Origin of the sequence: Kribbella sp. NPDC059898 (assembly GCF_042730855.1) — a bacterium.
In the GTDB taxonomy this organism is placed as follows: Bacteria; Actinomycetota; Actinomycetes; order Propionibacteriales; family Kribbellaceae; genus Kribbella.
This window is the reverse complement of record NZ_JBHWKR010000011.1, coordinates 253,776-267,459: the sequence shown is the minus strand read 5'-3', so window position 1 is coordinate 267,459 and position 13,684 is coordinate 253,776. Positions and strand designations below refer to the sequence as shown.

Below are 13,684 nucleotides of genomic sequence, written 5' to 3'. Positions count from 1 at the left end.
CACGGCGGTCATCTGGTGCTGCATGTGGTCTACCGACGAGGCGACACTGACCGGTCATCAGAAGAGGCTCGCGGGAGCCACTGACCCCGAGAACGGCCGCCTCGTCGATCGGCCCCGATGCTCAGCCGGTCTCGGGGAACGCCGATGCCAGCACCTGCGACGGCGCCATCGCAGGTGAACCCGCGCGGCAAGATCCAGGAACCACCGCGCTCCGGGCAAGGCCGAGTCGGCGATCCGGCCGATGAACGCTGTCAGCAGTCCACGCGTGAGCTACAAGCATCCGCAGGTCACGCCGACGGCGGGCGAACTCGTCCACCCCTGCGCCCCAGCGGCCGCGCAAGCACGCTGTGTAACGGTCTGGACCGTTACGCGATGTAGTGGTCATGCGGTACTACGAGAGCTCGAACCAGTTCCGGTTCCTTGCGGGTGCGTCCGGTCCGGGCTGGCGCATCGCCCAGGAGGGCGCGGTCGCGGCGCTTGTCAAGCACTGGTCGACGTCGTCCCATCCCGGGCTGATTTCCCTCCCGACCGGCGCCGGAAAGTCTGCGGTCGCGCTTGCGGCGCCGCACCTCTGCAAGCCGCAGCGGGTGCTCGTGGTTGTCCCGACCCGACAGTTGCGGTCGCAGCTGGTGGCAGCTTTCGAGAGTCAGCAGGTGCTCCGAACGATCGGAGCAGTGAGCGGACGGCGCAACCCGGCCGTCGTCGAGCTGACCGGGATGGTGGACGACTGGTCCGTTCTGCGAACCGCCGACGTCGTCGTCGCGCTCCCCAACACGATTAGTCCGGTGTACTACGACGAGCACGAGCGACCGCCGCACGACCTGTTCGACCTGGTCGTCATCGACGAGGCACACCACGCACCGGCACGTACCTGGCGCGCAATCCTGGAGCACTTCGCGGATGCGCGCGCGGTGCTGCTGACGGCGACGCCCCGCCGGCGGGACGGTCAGCAACTGCCTGGTGAAGAGCTCTACTACTACCCGGTCAAACTTGCTCTCGACCACGGCTTCTACAAGCCCGTCCAGCCCCGCATCATCGGCCTGCCGACGGGTGCGTCACAGGAGTTCGTGGATCGTGCGATCGCGGCAGAAACCGTTGCAATCGCCAACCTTCCGGAGCATGCCTCGAGCTCGATCCTGATTCGCGCGAAGACCCGCGTCCGTGCCGAGGTCCTCGCGGGGCTGTACCGCGAACTCGGACTCGAGGTGTCCACGCTCTACAGCGGGATACCGCGTCCGTCGTACGAGGAGCTGATGGAGCGTGTCCGATCCGGGGAGTGCCGCGCGGTCGCCGTCGTGAACATGCTCGGAGAGGGGTTCGACCTGCCACGGCTCCGGATCGCGGCGTACCACGACAAGCATCGATCGCTGATGGCGACCGTGCAGTTCCTCGGCCGCTTCGCCAGGATGCACACCGACTATCCCCAACCCTCCACGGTTGTCGCCGCCCGGGACGTCGACGTGTACCCACAACTCCGGGACGCCGTTCGCGAACTCTACAAGCAGGACGCCGACTGGGCCCGGGTCCTGCCCGGCCTCATCGACGATGAGATCGTCGAGCAACGAGCGGACCGGGTGTTCGCGGCCGACTTCGCACCGGCTCCGCCGACGTTGTCGTTGGAGGCACTCCGGCCCGGCTGCAGCGTGCTGATTTTCGAGGTGCCGACCGACGCCGGTTACGAACCGGACTTCTTGTCCGGAGCTGTCCCCGAGGCCCTGCATGAAGGTCAGCGACTGGCCGGGCAGACGATCTTCTACAGCGCGGTCAGTCCGACAGGAGCGACGCTGCTGCTCGTGACGACGGCGATCGACCGGCCCAGATGGCATCCGAACCACCCCGGTCTCGACGCACCGACGTACGACCTGCACCTCCTGACCTGGCGACGAGCGCAACGCGTCGACGAGCCGCACCTCCTGCTCGTCAACAGCCACGACCGCCGGGTGATGAATGTGGTTCTGCAGGCTGTCGGCGCCGACGGGCAGCTCACGACGGCCGATCCGCGGCAGTTGCAAGATGCGTTCGACGCGCTGGATCGCGCATCTGTTTCGTCCGTCGGCGTGCGCAACACGTACCGCGGCAGCGTCGGTGTCCCGTCATACACGATGTTCGCCGGCAGCCAAGTGGACCGCGGCCTCCGGGACGCGGACACCGGGCGGCGCGCACTCGGGCACGCGATCGCACAGATCGGCTCCGGCCCCGGCTCGTACTCCGCGGGCGTCGCCACCGCAAAGGGGAAGTACTGGGAGTCCCGAGCGCTGTCGCTGCGGAACTACGAGGCGTTCACCGCCGAACTCGCCTCCAGGTACTGGCTGCCGACAGTGTCCGCTGCCGGCCGCCTCCTGCCGAACGTCACCCGTGGCGAGCGGCTGCGCCGCTTCCCGGACTCCGCGGTGGCACTGGTCGAGAACAGCCCCGGAATTCGCGGCCTCGGCTGGGTCACCGTCGACGGCGAACCGGTCGAGGAACTCGAGCTGCACCTCGACACCGACCGGACACGATCCGACGACAGCCTTCCGTTGGCGGCCTTCAGCCCAACCGCGCCCGGCGCACCTCTGTGGCGCGGCAGCCAAGGTATCGACGGCCACTTCTCCACAACTGGACCGGATCTCCAGGTGCAGTTGGGCTACGGCTCGCCGCTCCCGCTCGAGGACCTGCTGACCGCCCGGCCGCCGAGCATCTTCTTTCTCGATGGCCAGACGGTGATCGGCGCGGTCGGGTACCAGTCGATCGGGCGTACGACGTACCTCCCGGCAGTGGACGAGCGGACCATCGACTGGGGCAAGGTCGACATCACGAGCGAGACGAAGAAGAAGGCGGCCGAGAAACAGTTTGGTATCTCGATTCACGAGGAGCTCGAGCGGTACCTGAAGGCGCAGCCGCGGCGGATGAGCAGACGGTGGATCCTGTGCAACGACGGTCAGCGCGAGATCGCCGACTATATCGTGATCGAGATGGACCCCGGCCGCCGCGTCGCCGTCTCACTGTGGCACGCGAAGGCCGCGAACAGCGCCCAGCCGGGTGTCCGCGTCAACGACGTACAGACCGTTGCCCAGCAGGCGATCAAGAGCCGCACCTACATCACCGACCCGGGATTCTGGCGCGTCCTCGGCGCCCGCCTCACAGGGAAGGACACTCCCGCGATCGAGATCGTCGAGGGCAGCGAACGCCTGCTCCTGCTCCTGTGTGGCCACAATGCGAACCATTCCGATTGGGGCATCGCACGCCGGCCGCCGATCGTGACCGGCCGGATCGCGATCGCTCAGCCCGGCCTGTCCATGACGCAGCTCCGCAGTGATCTCGCCACCACCCAGCCGACGATCGCCGCGCAACAGATCCGCGAGTTCTTGACCGTTCTCCACGACTCGGTCAGTCCCGTCGCCGACATCGTCCTACTCACCAGCGACTGACATCAAGCGGTCAGCGGTGAGGCCCAAGGCCTCTCCTCATCCAGCGACAGCCTGGGGTCGTGCCGCGCCTGACACGGTTCGCTGTTGCCATGCGGGCCGGTTGTGGCCGAGGCGCTGCTGCTAGTTGGCGCGCTGCTCGCGCGCATAGGCGTCGAGACGGCCGAGTTCCTTGAAGTACACGCGGTGCAACCTGCGCGGCGCGACGATCCGCTCGACGAAGCCTGCGACGCCAGTCTCGCCGTGAAAGCTCGAGGTGATGTTCACCAGCGCTTGCTTGCCTTGGGGGCACGGTGTACGTCTTGACGAGCCCCGAGTCGTTGGTGTCGGTCTGGACCGGGGCTTTGCCTGACTCGGGTTCGGTGACCTGCATCCGGAGCTCCCGGACGCCGCCGGCGAAGTCGATCTTGAATCGGACGACGCTGTCGTTCTCGACCTGGAAGTCGTAAAGGGAGGTGGCAGGAACTTGGAGTGAAGTTGCGTGTCAGCGAGGTACCGGTAGATCTCGTCCGCGGGAGCGTCGACGGTGCGCCTGGCTGTTGCGATGAGTTGTGTTATGAGTCTTGCCTCCGTGTCTCTGGGTTGAAGCGCTGGGTTCAGACCGTCTTGATGGTGCCGCCGTCGATGACGTAATCGGCGCCGGTGATGTTGCCCGCGATGTCGGAGAGCAGGAATGCGACCAGGGCCGCGATCTCCTGGACTTCGATCATGCGACCGGTCGTGATGTTCTGGGCCTTCGCGATCTGCTGGACGAAGTCGGCCAGGCTGACGCCGGCGGCCGACGGCCCCCAACTGATTCGCTCCTGGTGGATCCTGACTGAGAAAGTTGCGGAGCCGGAGAAGGTGGGAGTGCTGCTCGGGTGCGCTGTCTGGTACGGCGGGCTGCGTGCTCGCCGTCCGGCTCAGCGAGAATCCGACCAGCAGGGCCCTACTGGTCGATGCCGGAACGGCGACACCAGCGACCGGATCACCCCTGCGCCGGCTTGGCCCCTGCTCCGCAGAACGGACATCGATGCGGCCTTCTAGACCGACCGTCAGGCAGGGTCCGGCCACGTCCATGATGACCTGAGAGGACGAGGTCATCGGCGGGACGGGGCATTCTCGCGATTTGCTTCCGGCGCAACTCCTGACGGCGTGTCGCAGCGTTGTTCTGCAACAACCTGCAAATTCGGCGAGATCGGGCAGGGCAGGCTCTACGATGCTGCCGACCTAACCGGGTCCGCTCGGGGGAGTGACTGGTTAGCTGGGGGATCTCGTGCGCCGCTTCCGCACCGTTGTTAACCTTGTCCTGCTCGCTCTGATCGGTACGCTTCTGGCGATCGATTCGTCGTCAGCGACGTCGCCGCCCGCTGCCGCGGCACCGCTGTCCAAGAGCGCCGGCGCGACCGCTGCGACGCCGGCTCTGCAGGCGGCGGCGGGGCAGTTCGTGCAGGTGCCCAACGCGACTGTCGTGAATGCGGCGTCGGTGGCTGCCGGTGGCGTGGTGACTGCGACGGTCACGGGTGCGAACGGCATACCCGCGGCAGCTCAGGTGAGCGCTGTCGTGGTACAGATGAGCGCGATCGGTGTGTCTGCGGCCGGGTGGGTGCAGACGTATGCCGCCGGAACAACGCGACCGTCAGACAGTACGACCAGTTTCGTGACCGGTCGGTACACGGCGACGTATGACGTTGTTCCGGTGTCGGCGAGTGGCCAGATCAGCGTGTACTCGAGCGCGGCGTCGACTGTCTACGTGCGTGTTCGTGGCTATTACACGTCGGCGTCGGCAACCGCGGCGGGTGCGACCTTCGTTCCGCTGCCACCGACGACCGTGGTGAACAACGTGTCCCTGGCCACGAACGGCACCTACACCTACACGTTCGCGGGGGCGAACGGCATCCCGGCGACCGGCAATGTTGCGGCCGTGGCTTTGTCGGTGGTCGCCTCCGCGGCAACGGCTGCCGGGTTCCTGCGTACCTATCCGGCCGACGCGGCCGCGCCCGCAGACGCCTCGGTCTATTACCCGGTCACCGTGAACCAGGGCAACTACGAGACGGTGAAGTTGTCGGCGTCCGGACAGGTCACCTTCGCGGCGACCGGCGCGACGCACCTCTTCGTCAGGCTTCGTGGCTACTACCTGGTGCCTACGGCAACTACCACCGGAGCCACCTACGTTCCGGTTGCCCGCGCGTCGGTGGTGAACGGCGTTGCGCTAGCAGCGGGCGGTACGACGACTGCCGCCCTGACCGGTGCGAACGGCGTACCGGCTGCTGCCTCGGTCGCGGCTGTCGCAGCGAACGTGGACGCGAGTACGCCGACGGCCGGTGGCGTGATCACCGGCTACCCCGCGGGCGCGACGCGGCCGTCGGATGCCTCGGTCTACTACGCCAGCGGCGTCTCGACCCAAGGCCATGACACCCTGGGCTTCTCGACCGCTGGACAGACGACCTTCTACGCCAGTGGCGCAGCGAAGCTGTTGGTGCGCCTTCGCGGCTACTACCTGAAGCCGACTGTGCCGGCCGCGCCGGCCACGGTCACGGCTGTCGGCGCGGACGGGTCGGCGACCGTCGACTGGGCGACGCCGAAGGACGGCGGATCGCCTATCACTGGATACACGGTCACCGCGAATCTCGGTGCGATCAAGATGACCGTGGGGCTGGTGAACGGCGCGACCATCGGGGGCCTGACGAACGGCGTCCCTTACACGTTCACCGTTCAGGCGATCAACGCGATCGGGACCGGTCCGAACTCGGCGCCGTCGAAGGCGATCGTGCCGATGGGCGGCGAGGTGCTCTACGCGCACGACCTGGATGGCCGGGTGAAGGCGGCGTTCACCTCCGACGGCACCGGCGTCGAGTACGTGTACGACGAGGTCGGGAACATCACCGCGACCACCACGTTGCCTGCCAACGTGCTGAAGATCGTCCAGACCGGTAACCCGGAGGTCGCGGTCGGAGACGAGTACGAGATCTACGGAACTGGGTTCGGCCTGGACCCGACGCAGGTGAGCGTGTCCGTCGGCGGGGTCAACGCACCGATCCAGACGCTGCGCCGAAACCACATCACGGTGTCGATTCCGGCCGGCAGCACGAGCGGAGCCGTGACGGTGACCGTGGGCGGCGTCACGGCCGGCGCGGGTAGCGTCGCCGTGCTGGTCGCACCGCAAGTCACGTCCTTCAGTCCACTGGTCGCCGACCGCGGCGCCACGGTCACCATCACGGGTTCCAACTTCGCACCGAGCACCGCGGGCAACACGGTCACCGTCAATGCGATGAAGCTCCAGGTGCTCACGGCGACACCGACCACCCTCACCGTGAAGGCGCCGACGTTCGGTTTGGCAGGCAAGGTCTCCGTCCGCACCAAGGGCGGCACGGCGTCGTCATCGGGCCATCTGGCCGTCGTGCCGACGCCGTTCCTCGCCGCTGACGTGGCCGGGGCGCCGCACACCACGATCGGCACGCCGAGCACGATCACCCTGACCACGTCCAACCAGATCGCGCTCGCCACCACCGACGGCACCTCGGGCAAGCGGTTCGGGTACCAGGTCGACACGACCATCAGCGGTTGCTACGAGGCGCACATTTGGGCGCCGGACCGGAGCGCCGTGTACGCCCAGGAAGAGCTGTGCGGCACGCAGTACATCGAGTTGCCGCGGACGGCGACCACCGGGACGTACCTGCTCGAGCTCGATCCGCGCGACCCGGCCACGGGCAGCTTCACGATCACGGCGCAGGAGAGCGCCGACGTGAGCAAGGCGATCACGATCGACGGCGCGTCCGGCAGTATCACCACAACAGTCCCGGTGTCGCACCCGGTCTTCACCTTCACCGGGTCGAAGGGCCAGCTGATCTTCACCACTCTTGGCGCGGCCAGCGATGCCCAGGTCGTGGACAACGCCGTACTGTGGGGCCCGAGCGGCCAGAAGCTGGGTGAGTCCGGGCAGTTCGTCGGAAACTCGTCGGTGAACTACCTGCCGACGATCGCGCTGCCCGAGGACGGGACCTACACGCTCGACTTCGACCCGGCCCGGTTCGATGTCGGGACGTTCACCGCACAGGTGACCACCGTTCCGCCGCCGATCACCACGACGACCACGATCGACGGTGCTGCCGGACGGCTGGACATCACTAAGCCCGGGCAGACCGGCTCGGTGAGCTTCACCGGTACGGCCGGGCAGCTCGTGCACGTCGACTTCGTGTCGAGCGCCGTGACCAGCGGCAAGGTGTCCGTCCGCGCGCCTGACGGCTCGTTCCTGTACCGAGACCTGTCCTGGTCGGCCTTCCTGCAGTACGAGGCGGACCGGTACACACTGCCGCAGACCGGCGAGTACATCCTGCTGCTCGTGCCGGGCGGGACGATGACCGGGAGCATCGACGTCAAGATCAACTCGATCCCCGACGACACGGTTTACCCGACCGTCGTCGACGGGCCGGCCAAAGTGGTGGCCAACACGGCGCCCGGCCAGTACGCCCGGTTGACCTTCCTGGCCACCGATGGCCAGCGGGTCCAGGTGACGTGCGTGCGGGACGCCGCGCACGACATCGATGTCGTCTACGAACTGCACGACCCCACCGGCGGCTACGTCGCCCGCAGCTTCTGCGACGAGTCCCACAACGGAATCCTGTTCGATGCGCGTGCGTTAACCGCGGGGACGTGGACCGTGCTGGTCGATCCGGAGGGGTCGTTGGTGTGGGGCCCAACGCTCCAGGTCGTCACGGCACCGGCGGGGCTCGTCAAGCCGGCGGCGCGCACGAAGACCACGGCGAAGAGTGCCGTCGCCGGCGAGCCGTCCGCGCCCCCGGTCTGGCCATCGCGCCAGGACGCGTCGCTGACCGGCAAGATCCTTCGCACCGACGGGGCGCCGCTGGCCAACGTGACCGTGCGGGTCGCGGACCGTTCGGTGAAGACCCGTCATGATGGCTCGTTCGTCCTGGACCGGCTGCCGCAAGGCACGTTCCTGTTCGTGATGGACGGGCGGACGGCCTCGACGCGGACCACGAAGTACGGGTACTTCGACGTACAGGTCAATCTTCGGCGGGGGCGCAACAAGCTGTTCTACCAGCCATACCTGCCGATCCTGGACACCGCGAACGAGGTGCCGATCGCTTCGCCGACCATCGCGCCGGTGGTGATCAAGACCCCGAAGGTCAAGGGTCTCGAGCTGCACCTCCCGGCCGGTGTCTCGATCACCGACGCCGACGGGAAGCCCGTCACCCGCGTCGGGATCACGCCGATCCCGGTTGACCGGACGCCGATTCCGATGCCCAAGGGCGTGCAGGTGCCGGTCTACTTCACCATCCAACCTGCCGGTGGCGTGATCCACGGCGGCAAGGGCCAGCTCTACTACCCGAACTACCTCAAGCAGAAGCCCGGTCAGGAGCTGAACTTCTGGACTCATGAGAAATACGCCGAGGGCTGGGAGGTCTACGGCCACGGCAACGTCACCTCGGACGGCACTCAGGTGAAGCCGTCGGCAGATACCGGGATCGAGAACTTCGACGGCGCGATGATCAACGTTCCCGACTGGCTCAAGGCGCTGACCAAGGGCGTCCTCGAGGCGCTCGGATCGGCAGGTGACCCGATCGACCTGGGGACCGGACGGTTCACCTACACGCAGTCCGACCTGTCACTCGGGGGCTTCATCCCGATCGAGGCGCAGCGCGCGTACAACTCTGGTGACGGGCGCGCTCGGCCGTTCGGCATGGGGACGATGGGCACGTACGACACATTCCTCACCTCTGACAAACAGTGGGAGGAGCTCGACCTCAACCTGATCGACGGCAGCCAGGTCCACTACGTCCGGACGTCTCCCGGCGACGGCTGGTCCGACGCCCGCTTCGCGGCCACTGGCACCTTCGGCCAGTTCGCCGGCTCCACCGTCGCCTGGAACGGCAGCGGCTGGGATCTGCGCCTTCGCGACGGCACGACGCTGGTGTACGGCGACCTCGCCCCACTCCAATCGATCAGGGACCGGTTCGGCCACTCGATCAAGATCCGCCGGATCGCCAAGAACGAGTGGGGCAGCCAGATCGGCGCCATCGTCTCAGTGACCTCCTCCGAGGGCTACTGGCTCGCGTACGACTACAACACCGCGGGCCAGGTCACGGCAATACACGACAACTCCGGACGTACGGTCTCGTACACCTATCAGAACGGCCTGCTGAAGACCGTCACAGACGTGAACGGAGGCGTCACGACGTACGGCTGGGACACGTCCAACCGCCTCACCACCATCACCGACGCGAAGAACCAGCTCTTCCTCACCAACACCTACGACACCAACAACCGGGTCATCCAGCAGAAGCTGGCCGACGGCGGCCTCTACAAGTTCGACTACACCCTCGACAGCACGGGCAAAAACGTCACCAAGACGACAGTCACCGACCCGGCTGGCGCCGTCCGCACCGTCGAGTACGACTCCTCCGGCTACCTCACCAAGGACACCAGCGCCGTCGGCACACCGGCGGAACGTAGTCACACCATCGAGCGTGACCCCACGTCCCACATCCCAATGAAGTCCACCGACAGCGACGGCCACTCTATGGTCAGCACCTACAACACCGACCTGCAGGCCACGTCGACCACTGTCACCCTCGGTGGCGAACAACAGCAGGAAACGGCGACGTACAACGGACCCGAAGGCGCGATGGATTCCTCTACCGATGCTCTCGGCAACACGACGCGTTACACGTTCGATGCCGCTGGCAACGTCGCCGTAGCCACCGACGCGGAAGGTCGCAAGATCGACTACGAGTGGAACAAGGACGGACTGCTCACCAAACAGACCGTCGAGGGTGCGGGGTCGACGACGTACGAGTACCAGGATGACGCCAGGACGGCTGTGACAGATGCGCTCGGGCGAAGGACGACGTACGACCTGGACTCAGTGGGACGGCTGGTCCAGACCGTGAATCCGGATGGCGGCGTTTCATCGGTCCAGTACGACGCAGCGAACCAGGTGCTGTCCAGCACGGACCCGATGGGCGCGACGACGGTGGCGACGTACGACAAGAACGGCAACCAGGAGACGTTGAAGGACGCGCGGGGCGGAACCACCACGTGGACATATGACATCTCGGACCGGGTCAGCCAGTTGACGGATCAACTCGGCAAGTCGACGACGTACACTTACACGGCGCTCGGAAGGCCGGAGACAGTCACTGACCGCCGTGGGATAACCACTGAATACCAGTATGACGATCTGCAGCGTCAGGCTTTCATCGGTTACGGTCGCACTGGGTCGCCAGGGGCGTATCAGTACCAGTCGACCATCGCGTCGATCTACGACGACCATGGTCGGTTGAAGTCTGTCGACGACTCGACTCCAGGTGCCGGCGCGATCACGTACACCTATGACAACCGTGACCGCTTGGCGACCGAGACAAGCGCGGAAGGGACCATTACCAGGGAGTGGGACGACGCCGACAGGTTGAAAACCCTCAAGGTGTCTGGGTTGCCGGACACGACCTATGAGTACGACAAGACTGATCGCCTGACCCAGGTCACCCGCGGAACAGTCACGGCGTCGTACGGGTACGACATCACCGGGCGGCTCAAGACCGAGACTCTGCCGGGTGGAGTGGTGCGGACAGCGGGCTACGACCCCTCCGGGGCGCTGACCGATCTTAGCTTCGCGTCGGGCTCGCAGGTTCTGGGGACCGTTACCTACCACTATGACAGCGCAGGCAGGCTGGATCGCACTGGCGGGAGCTGGGCACGTGCGGACCTCCCGACGCCAGTGTCAGCTGCCCAGTTCGATCCAGCCAACAGGCTGACCTCTCTCGACGGCGTGAGCCGGCAGTACGACCCTGAAGGTCACCTGCTGTCCGACGGATCGTCGACGTACATCTGGAACGCCAGAGGCGAGCTCGTCGGGACCACTGGCGCGGCGGGCGCGACGCAGATTCGGTACGACGCTCTCGGCCGCCGGATCGGGTCTTCAGTCGGTGCGGACAGTTGGAGTCTGCGCTACGACGGCGACAACCTGCTCGTCGAGGACGGGCCGGGCGGCCAAGATGCGACCTACCTGTCCGCGTTGGGCATCGACTCCGCAGTGGCCCGGGTCGACGGGCTGGACGGCACTGGCGGAGCCTCCGCACTATTGACGGACGGCCAGGGCTCGGTCGTTGCACGGACCACGCCCGGTACGGCGAGCCTCGCGGCGGAGTATACGTACGGTCCCTACGGCAGCGCCCGATCCAGCCTGACGGCGGATCCCAATCCCGTGCGATACACCCGCCGCGAGTCGGGTCCAGGGTTGCCAGCGGGGCTGCAGTTCAACCGTGCCCGGTGGTACGAACCCGCGACCGGACGCTTCTTGTCTGAGGACCCCGAAGGCTTCGACGCCGCAGGACCGAACCTCTATCCGTACGTCGGCGGCGACCCAGTCGACGCGACCGACCCGAGTGGCGGCATGCCGCAGATCGTCGCTGCCTGCGTGAGCGGTGCGATCATCAACACGGTCGCCGGCGCGTTGCTGGGCCGAAAGCACACGGCGGGCGACTACCTGCGAGGGCTGGGCAAGGGGTGTGTTGAGGGCGCGCTGATGTTCGGTGTCGGGGAGGTCCTCGGGATTGGGCTGCGGTCGGTCAAACCGCTGGCGAAGGAACTCGACGAGGCTGCGGAGTCGGCATCGCGCGCCTGCCCACTGAGTTTCGCAGGCGAGACACCTGTGCTGATGGCAGACGGAACCAAGAAGCCGATCTCGCAGGTCGAGGTAGGGGACATGGTGCTCGCGACCGACCCGGCGACCGGCGAGCAGGGGCCACACAAGGTCTCGGCACTCATCGAGCACCCTGATGACCTGGTCGACCTCGAGGTTGGTGACGCCGCTGTCACGACGACGCCGGACCATCCGTTCTGGAACGCGACCGACCAGCGCTTCGAGCCTGCAGCCGAGTTTGATGCAGGTGATCAGGTTCTGTCGGCGGATGGACGCAGGGTAGGCATCGGAAAGCTGTCCTCCGGTAGGCCGCATCACGCCGCGGCATACAACCTCACCGTTGACGGCCTCCACACGTACTATGTGCTGGCGGGCGAGACGCCGGTCCTGGTTCACAACTCCGGTGGTTGTATTCCGTGGTCAAGTGGAAGCGTTTCTAGCGCGTCCAAATCCTTGGCTGATGGTGCGACGAGCGTCACGGTGAAGAGTCGTTCAGAAGCAGAAGAGCTTTTCTTTCGGACGTATCAAGGAGACGGCTACAGAAACGCGTCTGGAATGGACGGCGTTGGAACGAAGCAATACTACGGAACTAAGCGCGGAACGTATCACTGGGATGACCAGCTCGGGGAGGACGGTCGAGTCCTTGGGCACGGCGCCGGAAACCGCGATGGAGATCTTCCGCACCTTCAAGTCCACACCTTTGACGGTCCGATCGTTCGAATCTTCTGGGGGCCCTAACATGCAGATTCAGGCGGTGAACAGGCTTCTCATGTCAAAATCAGAGGTCGCTGCCCGCAGGACGTCTAGTTCTGCAGAGAGCGAGTCTTGGATCTGGGTTATCCCACTCCGATCCGGAGAATTCAGAGTTCGGGCATTTGAAGTTCTTCGCAATCTATTGGCCGACGACAACGACATCTACGATGGGAATATGTCCATCGTTCATGACGAGACCGTCTCGTCGATTGACGATGTTGACGAGTCGGTCATCCGGGCGGGTGCTGATCCCGAAGAGTTGGATGTGCCGTGGAAATGTGACTTTCCGCTTTAGGTGACTCGTGAGATTCTTCAGCCCCGTGGAGCGGACCCGATGAGAGGTTTTCATCAGGGCCGCTCCACGGGTCTTCTGTCGTGCTTGACGGCAACGCTGACGGCAACGTCAGCGGACAACGCCTGTGGTGGTGGGGCATCGGGGGCGTCGGTCGGGCCGAGGGCGTTGCCGAGGGTGTCGATGGCCTGGCGCTGGAGGCGGAGGCGTACAACATGAAATCTCGAGGCTAGGACGCGTCTTTTGGACGCCAGTGTCCGCATGGCGACCACAGCGTTCTCGGCTGGCTTCTGCAACCTCTTCGGGGTTGTCCGTCTGCTTGGCTTTCTCGTTTTGCCGCCTCCGCGACGGCGAGGGCGCCGACGGCTACGGAGGTGGGGTCGATTTCGTTGTCGCCGATCTTCAGGCGGGGGACTCCGCTGGTGATGGCGACGATCGAGAAGAAGAGTCCTACGAAGTACGCTGCGGCGGTACCGACCTCGTTCTCGGTTTGGAGGGTGCAGTAGGCACCGAAGCCGAAGCCGGCGAGGGACAGGAATGCGGCAGCGATGCGGGTGATGTGGCGGTCGTGCCGATCAACCACAGTACGCGTTT

6 protein-coding genes are annotated in these 13,684 nt (G+C 65.9%); 3 read left to right on the top strand and 3 right to left on the bottom strand.

The annotated features are described in order from the left end of the window. Nucleotides 1-383: 383 nt before the first annotated feature. Nucleotides 384-3,407, top strand: coding sequence for a DEAD/DEAH box helicase family protein (locus ACFV9C_RS30895; RefSeq protein ID WP_380199064.1), 3,024 nt, complete (start codon nt 384-386; stop codon nt 3,405-3,407). Nucleotides 3,408-3,527: 120 nt separating this feature from the next. Here the strand turns inward: ACFV9C_RS30895 and ACFV9C_RS30890 are convergent, their stop codons facing one another. After that, the gene (locus tag ACFV9C_RS30890) at nt 3,528-3,671 is read right to left on the bottom strand and encodes a hypothetical protein (RefSeq protein ID WP_380199063.1); all 144 of its coding nucleotides are present in this window, start codon (nt 3,669-3,671) and stop codon (nt 3,528-3,530) included. Between the two features lie 329 nt (nt 3,672-4,000). After that, a complete protein-coding gene (locus ACFV9C_RS30885; RefSeq protein ID WP_380199062.1) occupies nt 4,001-4,114 on the bottom strand; it encodes an SDR family oxidoreductase in 114 nt (37 codons plus the stop codon). On the opposite strand from ACFV9C_RS30885, the gene ACFV9C_RS30880 reads away from it, so the two are divergent. After that, nucleotides 4,113-4,430, top strand: coding sequence for a hypothetical protein (locus tag ACFV9C_RS30880; RefSeq protein WP_380199061.1), 318 nt, complete (start codon nt 4,113-4,115; stop codon nt 4,428-4,430). The two genes, ACFV9C_RS30885 and ACFV9C_RS30880, sit on opposite strands and share 2 nt — an antisense overlap. Nucleotides 4,431-4,659: 229 nt before the next feature. Then, nucleotides 4,660-12,783: an RHS repeat-associated core domain-containing protein gene (locus ACFV9C_RS30875; RefSeq protein WP_380199060.1), complete on the top strand. Its 8,124-nt coding sequence runs from the start codon at nt 4,660-4,662 to the stop codon at nt 12,781-12,783. Nucleotides 12,784-13,319: 536 nt separating this feature from the next. On the opposite strand, the gene ACFV9C_RS30870 is transcribed toward ACFV9C_RS30875, so the two are convergent. Beyond that, nucleotides 13,320-13,673: a hypothetical protein gene (locus ACFV9C_RS30870; RefSeq protein WP_380199059.1), complete on the bottom strand. Its 354-nt coding sequence runs from the start codon at nt 13,671-13,673 to the stop codon at nt 13,320-13,322. Nucleotides 13,674-13,684: the final 11 nt, after the last annotated feature.